At 59.5% G+C, this 16,333-nt stretch carries 15 protein-coding genes and 1 riboswitch; of the genes, 6 read left to right on the forward strand and 9 right to left on the reverse strand.

All coding sequences use genetic code 11. The features are described from left to right. Positions 1-19 precede the first annotated feature (19 nt). A complete protein-coding gene (locus I9184_RS07045) occupies positions 20-652 on the forward strand; it encodes a MarC family protein (protein WP_171633290.1) in 633 nt (210 codons plus the stop codon). Positions 653-660: 8 nt separating this feature from the next. Here I9184_RS07045 and I9184_RS07050 read toward each other — a convergent pair whose 3' ends face one another. Next, a complete protein-coding gene (locus I9184_RS07050) occupies positions 661-1,590 on the reverse strand; it encodes a glycine--tRNA ligase subunit alpha (protein ID WP_171633292.1) in 930 nt (309 codons plus the stop codon). A 206-nt stretch (positions 1,591-1,796) separates the two neighbouring features. Between I9184_RS07050 and I9184_RS07055 the strand changes: the two genes are divergently transcribed. After that, positions 1,797-3,536 (forward strand): trypsin-like peptidase domain-containing protein, encoded by a 1,740-nt coding sequence (locus tag I9184_RS07055; protein WP_209833429.1) that lies wholly within the window; start codon positions 1,797-1,799, stop codon positions 3,534-3,536. 52 nt (positions 3,537-3,588) lie between these two features. On the opposite strand, the gene I9184_RS07060 is transcribed toward I9184_RS07055, so the two are convergent. The 5 genes from I9184_RS07060 to metZ all read right to left on the reverse strand — a co-directional run bounded on the left by I9184_RS07060 (position 3,589) and on the right by metZ (position 10,140). Next, positions 3,589-5,163 (reverse strand): thiamine pyrophosphate-binding protein, encoded by a 1,575-nt coding sequence (locus I9184_RS07060; protein WP_209833431.1) that lies wholly within the window; start codon positions 5,161-5,163, stop codon positions 3,589-3,591. After that, positions 5,163-6,611, reverse strand: coding sequence for a TrkH family potassium uptake protein (locus tag I9184_RS07065; protein ID WP_171723490.1), 1,449 nt, complete (start codon positions 6,609-6,611; stop codon positions 5,163-5,165). Before I9184_RS07065 ends, I9184_RS07060 begins: the two co-directional genes overlap by 1 nt. Before the next feature lie 52 nt (positions 6,612-6,663). Next, positions 6,664-7,314 carry a hypothetical protein gene (locus tag I9184_RS07070; protein WP_209833433.1) on the reverse strand — a complete coding sequence of 217 codons (651 nt, stop codon included), beginning with the start codon at positions 7,312-7,314 and terminating at the stop codon, positions 6,664-6,666. Positions 7,315-7,598: 284 nt separating this feature from the next. Then, positions 7,599-8,702: a GTP cyclohydrolase FolE2 gene (gene folE2, locus I9184_RS07075; RefSeq protein WP_209833435.1), complete on the reverse strand. Its 1,104-nt coding sequence runs from the start codon at positions 8,700-8,702 to the stop codon at positions 7,599-7,601. 232 nt (positions 8,703-8,934) lie between these two features. Beyond that, a complete protein-coding gene (metZ, locus tag I9184_RS07080; protein ID WP_209833437.1) occupies positions 8,935-10,140 on the reverse strand; it encodes an O-succinylhomoserine sulfhydrylase in 1,206 nt (401 codons plus the stop codon). A 62-nt stretch (positions 10,141-10,202) separates the two neighbouring features. Beyond that, a riboswitch (SAM riboswitch) is annotated at positions 10,203-10,280 on the reverse strand. 122 nt (positions 10,281-10,402) lie between these two features. On the opposite strand from metZ, the gene I9184_RS07085 reads away from it, so the two are divergent. Then, entirely contained in the window at positions 10,403-11,101 is a 699-nt protein-coding gene (locus I9184_RS07085; RefSeq protein ID WP_171723493.1) for a glutathione S-transferase N-terminal domain-containing protein, read from the forward strand. Between the two features lie 69 nt (positions 11,102-11,170). Here I9184_RS07085 and I9184_RS07090 read toward each other — a convergent pair whose 3' ends face one another. Both I9184_RS07090 and I9184_RS07095 read right to left on the reverse strand, forming a co-directional pair. Continuing rightward, positions 11,171-11,557 carry a hypothetical protein gene (locus I9184_RS07090; protein WP_209833439.1) on the reverse strand — a complete coding sequence of 129 codons (387 nt, stop codon included), beginning with the start codon at positions 11,555-11,557 and terminating at the stop codon, positions 11,171-11,173. A gap of 225 nt (positions 11,558-11,782) precedes the next feature. Next, positions 11,783-12,175 carry an OB-fold nucleic acid binding domain-containing protein gene (locus I9184_RS07095; RefSeq protein ID WP_209833441.1) on the reverse strand — a complete coding sequence of 131 codons (393 nt, stop codon included), beginning with the start codon at positions 12,173-12,175 and terminating at the stop codon, positions 11,783-11,785. Between the two features lie 127 nt (positions 12,176-12,302). Between I9184_RS07095 and I9184_RS07100 the strand changes: the two genes are divergently transcribed. Beyond that, complete coding sequence (locus tag I9184_RS07100) at positions 12,303-12,626, forward strand: 2Fe-2S iron-sulfur cluster-binding protein (RefSeq protein ID WP_152457603.1); 324 nt, start codon at positions 12,303-12,305, stop codon at positions 12,624-12,626. Then, positions 12,626-13,369 (forward strand): VCBS repeat-containing protein, encoded by a 744-nt coding sequence (locus I9184_RS07105; RefSeq protein ID WP_171633313.1) that lies wholly within the window; start codon positions 12,626-12,628, stop codon positions 13,367-13,369. The genes I9184_RS07100 and I9184_RS07105 overlap by 1 nt, the downstream gene beginning before the upstream one ends. Positions 13,370-13,503: 134 nt before the next feature. Here the strand turns inward: I9184_RS07105 and purD are convergent, their stop codons facing one another. Further along, positions 13,504-14,772: a phosphoribosylamine--glycine ligase gene (gene purD, locus I9184_RS07110; RefSeq protein WP_209833443.1), complete on the reverse strand. Its 1,269-nt coding sequence runs from the start codon at positions 14,770-14,772 to the stop codon at positions 13,504-13,506. A gap of 75 nt (positions 14,773-14,847) precedes the next feature. On the opposite strand from purD, the gene xseA reads away from it, so the two are divergent. Then, positions 14,848-16,332 (forward strand): exodeoxyribonuclease VII large subunit, encoded by a 1,485-nt coding sequence (xseA, locus tag I9184_RS07115; protein WP_209833445.1) that lies wholly within the window; start codon positions 14,848-14,850, stop codon positions 16,330-16,332. Position 16,333 lies beyond the last annotated feature (1 nt).

A 16,333-nucleotide genomic window follows, 5' to 3' on the forward strand; every position in this document is an offset into this window, starting at 1 on the left:
CATCAATGAGGTCAACACCATGGAATCCACGCTTGCTGTCGGTTTTTTCGGCGCATTGTTTGCCATCATGAACCCGGTTTCCAACCTGCCGGTGTTTCTGAGCGTCACTCAGGATCTGCCTGCCGCCGACCAGCGCAAGATTGCGGTGAAGACGGTGATCTATTGCCTGATCCTCGGCGGTGCCTTTGCGCTGGTCGGAAGTCAGGCGCTTGGCCTTTTTGGCATCAGCGTCAATCACCTGCGCGTCGCCGGCGGCCTGGTCGTCATGATGATCGGTCTCAACATGCTGAACGGAAACGAAAGCACCTCTCATCACGGAACAAAAGGAGAGAAGGAAGCTTACCCCGAAACCGATACGGTGGCCTTTTACCCGCTGGCCTTTCCCATTCTTGTGGGCCCCGGCACGATAACCACCCTGATCTTGTACGCACATCAGGTTAAAACTGCGGTCGAGGCCTTTGTTTTTGCAGGCGTATTTCTCGTTGTGGTCGGCCTGCTTCTGATCACGTTCTGGAACGCCGCCTGGCTGGCTGAACGCCTGTCCAGCAACGCGCGCGTGATCATGAGCCGCTTCATGGGTATGATCCTTGCCGCCATTGCCGTCAGCATGATCGCAGACGGGCTCAAGGCGCTTTTGCCCGGGCTGGCCTGATTGCCTCATCAGGCCTGAAACCCGGCGGCCTCGGTCTGCACGAACGCATCCGCACATTGTTTGGCCAACGCCCGGACGCGCCCGATATAGGCCTGCCGTTCAGTCACCGAGATCACGCCGCGCGCGTCCAGCAGGTTGAAGATGTGACTGGCCTTGATGCATTGATCATAGGCAGGGTGCGCCATGATGATGCGTTTGCCCGTCTTCGGGTCCACATGCGCCTGGCTCAGAATCGCCGCGCACTCGGTCTCGGCCTCTTCGAAGTGGCGCAGCAGAACTTCGGTGTTGGCCACGTCAAAGTTCCAGCGGGCGTACTCCTCTTCGGTCTGCTTGAAGATATCGCCGTAAGTCAAAGGACTGGGCGACTGGGGGTCATTGAACGGCATGTCCATCACGTGATCGATGCCGAGCACATACATGGCCAGACGCTCCAGCCCATAGGTCAGCTCGCCTGATACCGGCGCGCAGTCATGGCCGCCAACCTGTTGGAAATAGGTGAACTGGCTGACTTCCATTCCGTCACACCAGACTTCCCAACCCAGACCCCACGCGCCGAGCGTCGGGCTTTCCCAGTCATCTTCGACAAAACGGATGTCGTGCAGGTCCATGTCGATGCCAATCGCCTCGAGGCTTCCCAGATACAACTCCTGCAAATCCGGTGGGCTGGGTTTGATCAGCACCTGGTACTGATAGTAGTGCTGCAACCGGTTCGGGTTCTCGCCATAACGCCCATCTGTCGGGCGGCGTGACGGCTGAACGTAAGCCGCAGCCCAGGCTTTCGAGCCAAGCGCGCGCAGGGTGGTCGCGGGATGGAACGTTCCGGCCCCGACTTCCATGTCATAGGGCTGTAGAATGGCACAGCCTTTAGACGCCCAATAGGTCTGAAGCCGCAGGATGATCTCCTGAAATGAACGCGGTGCGCTGGTCGGTTCGGTCATGGCATTCCCTCTGGGCGCCTTTGCGCCCGGTTCCGGTCGGTTTTGCCCTTCCTATGCAAGGGGCAAAGGGGCGTCAACGGGGCTTGGGGCCAAGCCTGTATCTGCAGAGCCACACCGTAAATTCCCCGCATTCGCGGCATGGCGTTTCGCAAATGAATTCGCGTATTCTGCGCCAAAGCACGAACACTGCATAAGACGGGCAGACTATGACACGCGTATTTTCAGCAATCCTATTGTTTCTTCTGGTCGGCCTGCGCGCCGCAACCGCACAACAAGATCCCGGCGTCTGGGTCCAGGTCGAGGCCCAGCCCTCGCTGCGCGAAGCGCAGGAACGGGCACAGGCCTATGCCGGTGCTTTGCCGGATGTGAACGGGTTTCGCCTGAACAGTGGCTGGTACGCGATTGTGATCGGCCCCTACGCGCGGACCGACGCCGAACAGGTGCTGCGCGTCTATCGGGCCGAAGGCCAGATACCGCGCGACAGTTATATCGCGTTTTCCAGCGCGATGGGGCAACAGTTCTGGCCCATCGGGGCAAACGTTCTGAACCGTGGCACCGTCGCGGCACCGATTGAACCTGTGGCACAACCGGAAGAGGCTCCGGCGGTTACCACACCACAGGATTCGGATGAAACCCGTGCGCAGGCGCTTCAGTCCGAACGTCTGTTGACCGCGCGGGAACGCAAGGATCTGCAAACGGCTCTGCGCGCGGCGGGGTTTTACAACTCGACCATCGATGGTGCGTTCGGGCAAGGCACCCGCCGTTCGATGAGCGATTGGCAGCGCTACAACGGGTTTGACGCCACGGGCGTTCTTACGACGTTGCAGCGCAAGGCCCTGATGGATGAATACAACGCGCCGCTGATCTCTGTTGGAATGGAGCGGTATTCCGACGACAAGGCTGGGATTGTGCTCGACATGCCTCTGGGCGCTGTCAGCCTTGATCGCTATGAGGCCCCCTTCGCACATTTCAAAAGCACCTCTGACATGAACGCCAAGGCGCTGCTGATCAGTCAGGAGGGGGACAAGAACACGCTCCGCGCGTTGTACGAGGTGATGCAATCGCTTGAGATCGTTCCACTGAATGGCCCTCGTGAACTGGGCCGCGACCGGTTTACCCTTGAAGGACGCGGCAACGGCATAGTGTCCTTTACGCAAGCGCAATTGGCCGATGGAAAAATCAAGGGCTTCACCCTTGTCTGGCCCGAAGGAGACGAGGCACGTCGCCTGCGTGTCCTGTCAGCGATGACATCCAGCTTCAGCACGACGGATGCGGTTCTGGATGCCGCCGCCGGTGCATCCGCAGAACAGCGCATCGATCTGGTGTCGGGCCTTCAGGTCCGTAAGCCCCGACTAACGCGCTCTGGCTTTTTCGCGGATGAGAATGGGACAGTACTGACGGTTTCCGAGGCCGCAGACAGCTGCACGCGGATCACGCTGGATGGCGATCACGAGGTTCAACTGGCCCTCACGGACCCTGAACTTGGCGTGGCGGTCCTGCGCCCTGCAAAAACGCTCGCCCCCATGAGCGTCGCCGCGTTCAGTGCGGCCAAGCCGCAGATCAAGTCTGAGGTGGCCGTGTCCGGCTATTCCTATCAGGGCGCATTGGGTGGCCCCACCCTGACCTACGGGCAGGTCGCGGACATTCGTGGGCTGAATGGTGAGACCGGCGTCAAGCGTCTGGCGCTGAACGCCCAACCCGGCGATGCGGGTGGCCCCGTCTTCAATGACAGCGGTAACGTCGTCGGAATGTTGTTGCCCACACCGTCCGAAGGGCGCACCCTGCCCGCTTCGGTCAGCCTTGCGGCCACCGTTGATCGGTTGACCGAAATTCTTGCAGAGGCCGGAGTGTCCGGTCAGTCGAGCGAGGAAACCACACGGATCTCACCCAATGAGCTGAACCGGCGCGCAACCGGCATGACGGTTCTGGTTCACTGCTGGGATTGATCCGACAGCACCTCAACAAAAAAGCGCCGCATGAAAGTGCGGCGCTTTTTCGTTACAGAATGTCAGGTGTCACGTGGATCAAGGTCGGCACAGGCGCATCGAATGCGGCCCTTACTGCACTTTGCATCTCTGCTACATTCGAAGGCGCCGAGGAGCGCGCACCAAAGGCTTCGGCAAGTTTGCAGAAATCGGGATTGTGCGCCATGACCGCGTTGGGCGCGATCTGGCTGCGCACCATACTGTCCTCGATTTCCTTAAGTTTGCCATTGTCCCATAAAATGATTGGAAGCGACAATCCCAACTCAACTGCCACGCCCAGTTCCTGCATCGTGTAATGGAACCCGTAATCCCCGGCGATAACCGCCGTGGGTTTGCCGCGCCGGGCAACCGCCCCGCCAATACCGGCGGGCAACCCATAGCCAAGAGTGCCAAACCCCGTCGGATGATGCCAGTGATGAGGATAGGCCATGTCCCACACCTCTTTGGCGACATAGGCAAACTGCGTCATGTCCGAATAGATCATGGTGTCGGCCGGCATGGCCGCGCGCAAAGCGTCCGCGATCGGCACGATTCCGGGCCGCTCTGCATCCACCTCGGCACGCCAGCGGGCGCATTTCTCGGCGACTTCCTCGGGTGACCAGCCTGTTGCCGGTTTCATGTCCTGAGTTGCGTGCCACAAGGCGCGGGCAAAGCTCTGGCTGTCGACTTGCAGCTTGATGGCGGCGCGATGGCAATCGGAAAGAACCTCGGGGTCGAGGTCGACGCGTATCAAGGTCGCCTTGTGCCCCAAATCCTGCCGCCACAAATCGACCTCGCCCAGCTCGGCCCCGACAGCAACGACCAGATCCGCCGACGCGATTACCTCGGCGCTGCCGGGACGCGGCAACATGGACCCGAAGTCCAGCGGATAATTTGCGCCCGGCAGCCCGCGCCCGGCATAGGTGGTAAAACAGGCCGCCCCCAGCTGTGTCAAAATCTGACGCCAATCATTCGACCTGCATCCGCCACCCAGGATGAACAGCGGCCTGCGGGCAAGGTTCAACATGGACACGACCGATGACACGTCAGGCGGCAAGGCTTTGGTGCGCAGCGCGGGCTGGTTGGGGAACGGCGCGGGGTCGGCCTCGGCCTGCAACTGCGCGATGGGCACCTGAATGTGCTTGGGGCGCGGGCGCGAAAGCTCGAATTCTTCAAACGCCCGTTCTATCAGCCCATAGGCAGCTTCGGCGGAGTTGGCCTGTACGGACCAATCCGCAACCGTACCGGCGGCGGCACGTTGATCTTTCATCTGGTGCAACTGACCCCGGACAGCCTGCGTTTCATCCAGGCATGAGGACAGAATCAGCATCGGAACCGAGTCGCTGTAGGCCTGTCCGATCGGGGTCATGATGTTGCAAAGGCCGGGACCGGTGATCACATAGGCGACGCCGGGCTGCCCGGTCGCGCGCGCGTAACCGTCAGCCATGAATCCGGCACCCTGCTCGTGCCGGGCCAGAACATGCGTGATCCCGGCCTCTTCGATACCGCGATACATTTCCTGATTATGGACACCGGGAATGCCGAATATCACATCCACACCGCGATCCTTGAGCATATGCGAGATTTGCGCGCCAAGGGGTCTTTTCATCAGCCTCTCCAGAATTGAACGGTAAAGATCGCATATACGGCCAAAAGTTCGAGCCGCCCGGCCAGCATCCCGAAAGTCAGCAGCCACTTGGCCGTATCGTTGAGACCTGCGAAATTGCCCGCCGGTCCGATCTGATCGCCGAGTCCCGGTCCGACATTGGCCAGCGCCGTCGCGGCCCCGGATACGGACGTGACGAAATCCAGACCTGTCAGCGCCAACGCCCAGGACAACACCCCCATCGACAAAACGAAGAACATGAAAAAGCTCATCACCGATGTCAGAACGTCCCGCCCGACCGGCCTTCCATCATAGAGCGGCATGAACACGCCATGCGGGGACCGGATCCGTTTGATCTGGCTTTTGATCGAGGCGAACAACAACTGATAGCGGAAAATCTTGATCGAACACGCCGTCGACCCCGCACATCCACCGATCAATCCGATCAGGAAAAACAACATGATCGGAAAGCTGCCCCACCCCATGTAATCGACACTGGCATATCCTGTCCCCGAGATGATCGAGGTGATGTTGAACAATGACTCGCGGAACGCCTGTTCCCAGTGATGCGGAAAGACCGAGGTCAGAAAGACTGACATGATGACAACCAGAACCAGAATGGTCGCCAGAAATGCCCGGATTTGACTGTCTTTCCATAAGGACGCCGTATGACCATTGGCCAATTGGACATATCGCACAAAGGGCAGAGCCGCCAGAATCATGAAGACGGATGCAGCATATTCGGCCGGGCCTGAAAATGTTCCAAACGAGGCATCATAGTTCGAGAAACCACCCGTGGACACCGTCGTGAAAGCATGCACCAACGCGTCAAAAAAACTCATCCCCAATGCGGCATAGACCAGCACGCATACGAGTGTCAGGAAGACGTAGATCAGGGAAATCTGTCCCGCAATCTCCTGCGCGCGAGGCAGGATTTTCCCCATGGTCTCAAACCCTTCCGATCGGAAGATTTGCATGCCACCAACCCGCAATTCCGGCAGGAACACCATCGCAACAACGATAATGCCGATGCCCCCCAGCCATTGCAGGATACCGCGCCACAACAAAAGCCCCTGCGGCAGCGTGTCCAACCCTGATATCACAGTCGAACCGGTCGTCGTAAGGCCCGACATCGCCTCGAAATAGGCATCGACAAAGCGCAGTTCGGTTTCACCGAACAGAAACGGGATTGCACCAAACACCGGCAGCGCGACCCAAACGCCGGTTGTCAGCAAAAAGGTCTGCCGGATGGTCAGACCCTCGCCCACGCCGTTGGAACAGCTCATCGCAAGAACGGATCCGGTCAGCATCGTGATTATCGCGCTTTCCAGAAATACATTCCATTCGCCGCGACCTTCGATAATGTCCGCGAGCATAGGCAGCAGCATGGTCGCCCCAAGAATGGCGACCAGCAAGCCAATCACATATCCGACCGGGCGAAGATCCATCATGACGCGCAGCGTTGGCGCGCCAACCCGACCGTGTCAAGCAGATGATCCCGGTTTACCCGTCAGTTTTTACATCTGCTTCGGGCATCACGGGTGGTTTGGACGGGGCACGAGTTTTTCGCGCCTGCGGTTTGCGCGGTTCCGTCACCGGGGCTGGTTTTGCCTGCACCTTGGCCGGGGCAGGATCGGCCGGTGTCGGCTTGACCTGCGCTGCCTGGACAGGCGCCGGTTTTGCGGGGGCGGGCTTGGGTGTTACGGGCAACACGGTTTCGGCCGCAGGTGTCGCCGAGGGTTCAACAGGTTTTACCGCTGTTTTGTCACTAACCGCAGGTGTCGGTTTGGCTGCTGCCGGGGGTGCTGCCGTGGGCCGCGGACTGGCTGAAAACTCAACCGGTTTTGCCGCCGGCTTGGTCACCGGTTTGGTCGGTACAGGTTTGCGGGCCAGCTTGTTCTTGGTCGTTGGCGATTTCGCCGGTACGCGTTTCTTGCGCGTCGCAGCGGGTTTGGCCACCGGTTTTGCCGCCGGAGTTTCCACCGCTGGACCCGGTGCTGACGCTGCCAGGTGTAGCGCGTGGACCGACACCATCGGCAGTTCAAGTGCTGAACGAGTCATGATCTGTGCGATCTTGATCTGGTTGACGATCGCATAGCCAGCCATGCGTAAAGCCGCGGCCTGAAGCTCCAGCGGTTGGGTAATCGAATTCATTCCATAGATCTCCTGTGAAAACGATGCAGCCCGAAGAGAGGGGGTAAAGCGCCCTGCCCGCTCGGGGGATCCGGGCGGAGGTTGGGGTCTTGCAGTCCAAGGCGTCTCACGTCTCGGCTTCCTTTTGGGGTGACACACCATTGAGCGCGCCGGTGTGCCGAAGCTGCATTCCCCGTCAGGATACAGGAGTTTCTCACGCAATTGCAGCATTTTTGCTGCATTGCGGCGAATGAGCGCCGATCAGATAATTCTCTGATTAAATTCTAGCCACTTACCCGAGAAGTTCAGCCAACGTGAAACAGGGTCGTGAACAGTTTCGGGTCCAGGCTGGACGCGGCGAAGGTTGGGCCTTCGGTCAGAATCGACACGGCGTCATGGCTGTGCAGGCTTTCCTGATGGCTTGCGACAACGCGAAAATCACCGACGTGATGATCGGCCAGCAATTCTGCGCAGAACAAGCGCGCCGCATCTTCGACAAAAATCGGATTGGCTGCGTTCAACTCGGCAAAAGCCTGTTCGTCTTCGCGTTTGACCATGACCTGAGTTTCGGTCGGCACCGCGCGTCGGCACAACTCGATCAGGTCTTCAAACCAAAGACAATCGGCATCGCAATCCACGACCACGGAAATTCGCGCGACGGAACGTTGCGAATGCGGTGTTGCCAATTGTCCCCGCATGGCACGGGCATGTTCGCTCAGCTCCAGAGAGCACGGGCAGGTCGAGGAATAGACATAGTCCAGATGCATGATCTTCTGGCGCACGCCGCCGGACTCCACCAGTTCCAGAGCGATGTCGTAATACTGATATCCTTCCAGACCCGATCTCAGGCTCTTGACCCTGTCGGGGTAAGAAAACCGCATTTGGATACGCGCGTCAAAGCTGTCCAGGTCGGTCATATAGTCGTCAAGCGCCGCCTGCATGACTTCAAAGCTGAAAGTACGCTCGGCATGTTTGTAAAAAGACCGCATGATCCGGGACATGTTGATGCCCTTTTTCTCGGCCTCAAGGCTGACGGTGCCCGTAACAGACGTCTCAAGCGTCAGGTCTTCCCCATCTTTCCGATGGAAACGGATCGGCAGGCGAAAGTTCGAGATGCCAACATGCTGGATCTGCTGCTTGGCACCGCGTATCAAGCTGGACGGGCCGTTTTGCAAGTCGGGCAAAGACGCGCGGTAATTCGCGTCAACCGAGAAACCCTCCGGGTACTCGCGCGAGAGCGAAGGATAGTTCACCTGCGTCAGGCCGGGCACCAGCCGCGCGATAGCCGGATCCAGCTGGCTGATCTCGGATGCCGTCGCAGATTCCGCCCATTGCCGCAGAACCTTCAGGGCCTCGGCGGCTTGCTCCTGATCCGGGGTCTCATCAATGTCGCGCGGGTGAATGTTCATCGGCTGCGGTTCCTCGATTGGTCGTAGGAATATATACGACTACAGGTGATTTACCAGTTTAACCCAATACGCAGGCAATAGCAGTCCGGATTGAAAAAACCGGCGCAAAACCGTCATTCTGCAACGAAATACGCCTTTCGCAGACATAAAGGCCAGGCTTCAACCGCGAATACCACCCGAAAAGACGCCGCGTTCACAGACAACGCGACGGCCCCGACGGGCAAGAGGCTTTTCACTGTGCTGCTGTTTGCTTCTGCGAAGCCTCCAATGCCTGCTGGATGTCAACCAGCAGGTCTTCGGCGTCTTCCAGGCCTACGGAAAAACGGATCAGGCCCGGCGTAATGCCCAGCTCGTCCTTCTGCGCATCGCTCAGACGCTGGTGCGTTGTGGTCGCCGGGTGCGTCGCGATCGACTTGGCATCGCCCAGGTTGTTCGAGATCACAGGAATGGTCAGCGCATTCAGGAAAGCAAAAGCCGCGTCCTTGCCGCCCTTGATATCCAGGGACAACACAGTCCCGCCCTTTCCGCCAAGTTGCGATTGAACCAGAGCATTTTGCGCGTGGGTCTTCAAACCTGGGTAAAGAGTGCGCGCCAGCGCCGGGTGCCCTTCCAGCGCCTCGGCGATCCTTTGTGCACTGTCGGCCTGCGCATTGACGCGCAGCGCCATGGTTTCCAGACCTTTGAGCATGACCCAGGCATTAAACGGGCTGAGCGCGCCGCCGGTGTGCTTCAGATACGGCTCAACGGTTCCGCGGATGAACTCCCTGGTGCCGATGATGACGCCGCCCAGCGCACGGCCCTGTCCGTCAATATGCTTGGTCGCCGAATAAACGACCACATCCGCGCCCTGTTCTATCGCGCGCGAAAAGACGGGCGTCGAAAACACGTTGTCCACCACCACAATCGCCCCGACGGCATGGGCCAACTTGGACACGGATGCGATGTCGATCACTTCAAGAGTCGGGTTCGACATCGATTCGAAGAAGACCGCCTTGGTGTCCGGGCGGATCGCTGCCTGCCATTGCTCCAGATCGGTGCCGTCCACAAAGGTCACCTCGACGCCAAAACGGGTCAGGATGTTCTCGAGGATGTACAGGCAGGACCCGAACAATGCCTTTGCTGAAACAACATGGTCCCCGGCCTTCAGCATAGAGGTCAGCGCACCGTTCACCGCTGCCATGCCCGAAGCCGTCGCAAACGCATCCTCGCCACCTTCAAGGGCCGCGATGCGCTGTTCGAACATCGAGACCGTCGGATTGCCATAGCGGGCATAAATGAACTCATCAGGGCCGCATTCCAGAAACCGGGCTTCGGCCTGTTCGGCGGTTTCGTACACAAAGCCCTGCGTCAGGAAAATCGCCTCGCTCACCTCGTTGTACTGACTGCGGCGGACACCGCCATGGACGGCTTGGGTGCGTTTGTTCCAGTTCTCGCTCATCTCATTCCCTTTCAGCCTCCGGAGGAGGCAAACAAAAAACCCCAGACGCGGCCAAGCGAAAGGGGTCTTTCATCCTGACCTTTTAGCGGTGTTGTTTAGCGTGGCCCGCAATCCGGTAACAAATCGCCACGAAGCTCTGGGATGGCAATACGCCCCGGGCGGTTTGCGGTCAAGCCCGGCCTGCGTTTCGGTCACGCTTTCGTAAGCGGCCCTTGCCGAACCGGCAAAAACCCGCATGATCCCTTCAACATCAGGAGAACACATGGCCGACCCGATTGATCTGTATTTCTGGCCCACACCGAACGGCTGGAAAGTGTCCATCGCCCTGGAGGAGATGGAGCTGCCCTACACCACACATCTGGTCAATATCGGAAAGGGCGATCAGTTCGACCCGCAGTTCCTGAAGATTGCCCCGAACAACCGGATGCCCGCAATCGTGGACCCTGACGGGCCGGATGGTGCACCGATCTCGGTTTTTGAAAGCGGGGCAATTCTAATGTATCTGGCCCGCAAGACCGGGCAGTTCTATGGCAGGACCGAGCGTGACCGGATCGCCGTCGAAGAATGGTTGATGTGGCAGATGGGCGGTGTTGGCCCGATGGCCGGTCAGGCGCATCACTTCCTGAAATACGCCCCGCAACTGAACCCGCCACAGGACCTGCCCTATGCCAAAGATCGTTACCGGGCCGAGGTCGGTCGTCTGTACGGGGTGCTCGACAGACGGCTGGCCGAGAACGAATACGTTGCCGGAGACTTCTATTCAATTGCAGACATGTCGATCTGGGGCTGGGCCAGCCTGTGGGAAGGGCAGCAGCAAGTGCTGGAGGACAAACCCCACTTTGCGCGCTGGCTGAAGACCGTCGGCGCCCGCCCCGGTGTTCAGGCCGGGCGCGCTCTGCACGCAGAGCTGCGAGGAGACAATCGTGACAAGCAGGCGCAGGAGGTCTTGTTCAAACGATGACTGCGTTGAAAACCCGTTTGGATTGACGCGGATCATCAACCCTGTCCGCCTTGGCCACGGCAGGTTCGGCTAGCGAAACTTGAATTCGGGTTCTGCCGGGAAAGGCATCGGGGTGTTCCTCCAAGCTCCACTGCGCAGCGCGGCAGGATTTCTGTGGTCAACGCGCATCCGGGGCGTCAGGACAAAAGCCGCTTGCTTCTTACCATCCGTTTCCCTCACCAAGCGTGTCATCTCTTTGCGCTTTAGACGCTGCAATTCCGAGAGGTATTTTTGGGTTTTCCCAAGGTGTCTGCGCTCGAAAGAGTGGGCACTCAATGCTTCCTCGATCATTCTGGCGGTATGCACGTATCCTTTTGAACGCGTATGCTCCAACAGTTCGCCAAGGCGACCGGCAATCTGGCTCTCATCCAGCTGGACGGTTTTTTTGAACGATCCATTTCGTGTTACTTCGGGCATCTGAACTGACTCTGAGAAGGTGTTGAGTAGCGTTCCGTCGCGCCTGCGTTCAGACACAGGCCGACGCATAGAGATGCCCGCAGTACTAACACGACATCAAAGAGTCGACCGACCAATGCCGAATTGGCGGAAAAGCGCCTTTGACCCAGCGTGATATGCGGAAACTTACCGACATTCATCGGCGCACAGGTCTTGCTGGGCGTAAGGCGGCAAGGCAGCCGCTCGCTATTGTCCGTCACAGCAGGCCGCCCCTGCGCCCTGCACCAGCATATCCAGCATCCCCGAAATATCCTCGATTTCTTCCGCAATCACATGGGTCACTGAATGCGCCCGCTGCATCCGGCCCGTCACCTTCAGCAACCGCCCCGAAATCACCGCACGGCGGAACCGTTCGTAGATTTTGCGCCACACCACCACATTCACGATCCCGGTCTCATCTTCAAGCGTCAGAAAGATCACGCCCTTGGCCGTCCCCGGCCTCTGCCGCAGGATCACAAGCCCGGCCACAGCCACGCGCGCGCCCTCGGGCGGGGAATCCAGTTGGATGGAAGGCAGACAGGACGGCGGGCGCGGCCAATCCCGGTTTGAAACCACAGGGCGAATGGGCGTAACAAGCATGAGAACAAAAATAGAACAAACGACAAGAAAGTCCAGACACGGCGCGCTGAGTCGCAAATGAGGCTGGAAAGACCTAAATGCCTTCACTAAGGAAGAAATCGAACATCGCAAAAGGAAGACGCACGCAATGGCAAAGATCACCTATGTCGAGCACGGCGGTACCGAACACACAGTCGAGGTCGCCAACGGACTGACCGTCATGGAAGGGGCCCGTGACAACAACATTCCCGGCATCGAGGCCGATTGTGGCGGCGCCTGCGCCTGCTCGACCTGCCATGTTTACGTCCACCCCGACTGGGTCGAGAAAATCCCGGCCAAGGATGACATGGAAGAAGACATGCTGGACTTTGCCTATGAGCCCGACCCGGCCCGCTCGCGCCTGACCTGCCAGATCAAGGTCACCGACGCGCTGGACGGTCTGGTCGTTCAGATGCCCGAAAAACAGATCTGATGCACAACAATGTGCCGCGCCTGCCCCGCCGCTTTTGTCAACGCCGGGCACGCGGCGCTTTGCTATCTTTCGGACTTTCGCTCTCGCTGCAACCGGCTGGCGCGGCGGAAACCATCAACGACGCCCGCTTCACAGAGCCAACCACCCGTTACGCCCATGGCGTCCTGGGTGATACGATCGAATATGGCGCGGTGGAATTCACGACCGACACTACGGTCGTAACTGTTCGACTGCCGCAGGATCGCGTGTTCGAAGACCTCGCTCCGCGTTTGGCAGACGTCAACCTGGACGGCGCGCGCGAAGCAATTGTCGTTGAATCCCACGACAAATCAGGGGCTCAACTTGCGATCTACGACGCCGCCGGAGACAAGATCGCGGCCACGCCTCATATCGGTACCCGCTTCCGCTGGCTCGCCCCGATCGGGGCAGCCGACCTGGACGGCGACGGACATGTCGAGATCGCCTATATTGATCGTCCGCACCTTGCCAAAACGCTGCGCATCTGGCGCTACAAAGACAACGCCCTGGGCGAAGTCGCGGCTCTGCCCGGATTGACCAACCACAGGATCGGTGAAGATTTCATTTCCGGTGGCCTGCGCACCTGCGGCGACCGCCCGGAACTGATCGTGGCCAGCGCCGACTGGACGCGGATCGTCAGCGTCTTCTACGACAACGGCTGGATCACATCCGACCGGGGCCCGTTCCACGGCCGCAAAAGCCTTGCCCAAGCCCTGAACTGCTGATCCGCCTCTTCATCTAGCCAAAAATATCCCGGGGCGTGAGCGGTTGAAAGAAATTCGTCCAATGGACGATTTCGACCGCGAACGCGCGCAGCGCCGGGAAGCCGCAAAGCCGAGGGGTCAACCGCCCTGCCCCGTCAACCTTCCAGGGCACGCCATCCGATATCGCGCCGGTAAAACCCGTCAGGCCAATCCACAGCTTCAACCATTTCATAGGCCCGGTCGCGCGCCTCTTTCAGCGTGCTCCCACGGGCGGTCACGTTCAGCACACGCCCGCCCGATGCAACCACCTGCCCATCGACACTCTTTGTACCAGCGTGGAACACCATGTTCTGGCTGTCTTCCGGCAGGCCTTCAAGCCCTTTGATCGCATTGCCTTTCTTGTAAGCACCCGGATAACCATTGGCCGCCATTACAACCGTGATCGCATGGTCATCCGCCCAATTCACCCGCATTTCACCCAACCTGCCCTCGGCCGCGGCGTGCATCAGGTCCATCGCCTGCGCGCCCAACCGCATCATCAACACCTGACATTCCGGATCACCGAAGCGGACGTTGTATTCAACCAGCCTTGGCTGCCCGTCCTTGATCATCAAACCTGCATAAAGAACGCCCTGAAACGGCGTTCCCCGGCGCTTCATCTCGGCGATGGTGGGGCGCACGATCTCTTCCATCGCGCGCGCCTCCACCTCTTCGCTCAACACCGGCGCCGGAGAATACGCGCCCATCCCGCCCGTGTTCAGCCCGGTATCGCCCTCGCCAACCCGTTTGTGATCCTGGGCCGTGCCGACTGAGAGAATGTCCTCACCATCACACAGAACGAACAGCGAGGCTTCTTCCCCATCCATGAATTCTTCAATGACGACTTCCGCACCAGCACCGCCAAACGCACCGCCAAACATGTCGTCAATGGCGTCCAGTGCGGTCGTTTCGTCCATCGCAACGATAACGCCCTTGCCCGCGGCCAGACCATCGGCCTTGACCACAATCGGTGCGCCCTGTTCGCGGATATAGGCTTTGGCAGGCACAGCCTCGGTAAACCGGGCATAAGCTGCGGTGGGGGCGTTGGCCGCGTCGCAGATTTCCTTGGTGAAGCTTTTCGACGCTTCCAGCTTCGCCGCCTCGGCTGAGGGCCCAAAAACCAATACTCCGGCTTCGCGCAACCGATCAGCCACACCGGCCGCCAAAGGCGCCTCGGGCCCAACGATCACGAAATCAATCGCATTTTCTTCGGCAAAGCCGACAACAGCCCCGCCGTTTTCAATATCCAGAGCGGCACAGTCAGCGATCTGCGCGATCCCCGCATTTCCCGGAGCAACGATCAGGCGATCACATTTGGGGTTTTGCAGCACTGCCCATGCCAGGCTGTGTTCGCGCCCTCCGCTGCCGAGAATGAGGATATTCATGAAAGCTCTCCGATCTGCTTGGCCTTGCCTGCGCGGCGTTCTAAGCTGGGCGCGCATTTGAAACAAGGCGCTGAAATGTCCGACCTGCTTGATGACCCGTTTCCGGGCCAAAACACCCCTGAATATACAGTGTCCGAAATTTCGGGTGAGGTGAAACGGACGCTGGAAGGCTCATTCGGCCGAATCCGAGTACGCGGAGAGGTTGGGCGCGTGTTCAAAGCCCGATCCGGGCATCTGTATTACGACATCAAGGACGACCGGAACGTTTTGGCCTGCACGACATGGAAAGGTCAGGTTTCCAGCCTCTCGGTCGTGCCAGAGGAAGGGCTGGAGGTTGTCGTCACCGGTCGCCTTACGGCTTTCGGGGCGCAATCCAAATACAACCTGAACGTCGATGAGGTTTCCGTCGCGGGTCAGGGCGCGCTCATGGCACTGCTGGAGAAGCGCAAGAAACAACTGGAATCCGAAGGTCTGTTCGCGCCGGAACGCAAGAAACCCCTGCCGTACCTGCCGCAGATCATTGGCGTTGTGACATCCCCTTCCGGTGCCGTGATCCGCGACATTCTGCATCGGCTCAGGGACAGGTTTCCGCGCAAGGTGCTGATCTGGCCTGTGGCGGTTCAAGGGGCCAACTGCGCGCCCGAGGTCGCCCGCGCCATCGAAGGCTTCAACCAACTGACACCCGGCGGCGCGTTGCCGCGGCCCGACCTGATCATCGTCGCCCGTGGCGGCGGATCGATCGAAGACCTCTGGGGCTTCAACGAAGAGAGTGTCGCGCGCGCAGCCGCCGCGTCGGACATACCGCTGATTTCGGCCGTTGGGCATGAAACCGACACCACCCTGATTGATTTTGTCTCGGACCGCCGCGCGCCTACACCCACGGCTGCGGCAGAGCTGGCCGTGCCGGTCCGCATCGAACTGCTCGCCTGGACCGAAGAACAAGCTGCGCGCCTGTCGCGCGCGGCAACGGACGCGGTGCAGCGCCGTTCGCAAAGGCTGCGCGATTTGTCCCGCGCCCTGCCGCGCCCGGACAGTCTGTTGAACTCCCCCAGACAACGCCTTGATTTGATTGCAGATCGCCTCACACCCGCCTTGATACGCGGGGTTCAGAACCGTCGCCTGCAAGTGGTGGAATTGTCTGCCCATCTGCGCCCCTCGACCCTGCAAAGCTTGATATCGACGCGACAGGAATCGCTGCGCAACCTGTCATCGCGCCTGTCCTTGCGACCGATCCAAAGGGAAATCGATCAACAGCGGCAAAACCTAGATCGTTTGCGCGATCGAATGCACACGGCCCAAACCACGCGACTGGACCGCCTCAAGCAGCAACTCGAAGCGACGGACCGCCTGCGCGAGACGCTGAGCTACAAAGCCACTTTGGACCGCGGATACGCGGTCGTCCGGGCCGAAGGGAATGTGATCACCACCAAGGCTCAGGCCACTAAACAAACGGCGCTCGAGATCGAGTTCGCCGATGGCGTTCTCAGCACCGGCCCGGGCGCGAAATCACCCTCGAAGAAACCCAGGCCGGACACCCCGGATCAGGGATCACTCTTCTGAG

This window comes from Ruegeria sp. HKCCE3926 (assembly GCF_017872515.1).
GTDB lineage: Bacteria > Pseudomonadota > Alphaproteobacteria > Rhodobacterales > Rhodobacteraceae > Ruegeria.

What these genes read in the sequence shown, in the direction of transcription:
- I9184_RS07070 (WP_209833433.1), bottom strand. Translation starts at nt 7,314, where the DNA reads ATGAATTCGATTACCCAACCGCTGGAGCTTCAGGCCGCGGCTTTACGC.
- xseA (WP_209833445.1), top strand. Translation starts at nt 14,848, where the DNA reads ATGTCCGACCTGCTTGATGACCCGTTTCCGGGCCAAAACACCCCTGAA.
- I9184_RS07045 (WP_171633290.1), top strand. Translation starts at nt 20, where the DNA reads ATGGAATCCACGCTTGCTGTCGGTTTTTTCGGCGCATTGTTTGCCATC.
- I9184_RS07100 (WP_152457603.1), top strand. Translation starts at nt 12,303, where the DNA reads ATGGCAAAGATCACCTATGTCGAGCACGGCGGTACCGAACACACAGTC.
- folE2 (WP_209833435.1), bottom strand. Translation starts at nt 8,702, where the DNA reads ATGAACATTCACCCGCGCGACATTGATGAGACCCCGGATCAGGAGCAA.
- I9184_RS07090 (WP_209833439.1), bottom strand. Translation starts at nt 11,557, where the DNA reads ATGCCCGAAGTAACACGAAATGGATCGTTCAAAAAAACCGTCCAGCTG.
- I9184_RS07065 (WP_171723490.1), bottom strand. Translation starts at nt 6,611, where the DNA reads ATGATGGATCTTCGCCCGGTCGGATATGTGATTGGCTTGCTGGTCGCC.
- I9184_RS07060 (WP_209833431.1), bottom strand. Translation starts at nt 5,163, where the DNA reads ATGAAAAGACCCCTTGGCGCGCAAATCTCGCATATGCTCAAGGATCGC.
- I9184_RS07085 (WP_171723493.1), top strand. Translation starts at nt 10,403, where the DNA reads ATGGCCGACCCGATTGATCTGTATTTCTGGCCCACACCGAACGGCTGG.
- I9184_RS07050 (WP_171633292.1), bottom strand. Translation starts at nt 1,590, where the DNA reads ATGACCGAACCGACCAGCGCACCGCGTTCATTTCAGGAGATCATCCTG.
- I9184_RS07105 (WP_171633313.1), top strand. Translation starts at nt 12,626, where the DNA reads ATGCACAACAATGTGCCGCGCCTGCCCCGCCGCTTTTGTCAACGCCGG.
- I9184_RS07055 (WP_209833429.1), top strand. Translation starts at nt 1,797, where the DNA reads ATGACACGCGTATTTTCAGCAATCCTATTGTTTCTTCTGGTCGGCCTG.
- purD (WP_209833443.1), bottom strand. Translation starts at nt 14,772, where the DNA reads ATGAATATCCTCATTCTCGGCAGCGGAGGGCGCGAACACAGCCTGGCA.
- I9184_RS07095 (WP_209833441.1), bottom strand. Translation starts at nt 12,175, where the DNA reads ATGCTTGTTACGCCCATTCGCCCTGTGGTTTCAAACCGGGATTGGCCG.
- metZ (WP_209833437.1), bottom strand. Translation starts at nt 10,140, where the DNA reads ATGAGCGAGAACTGGAACAAACGCACCCAAGCCGTCCATGGCGGTGTC.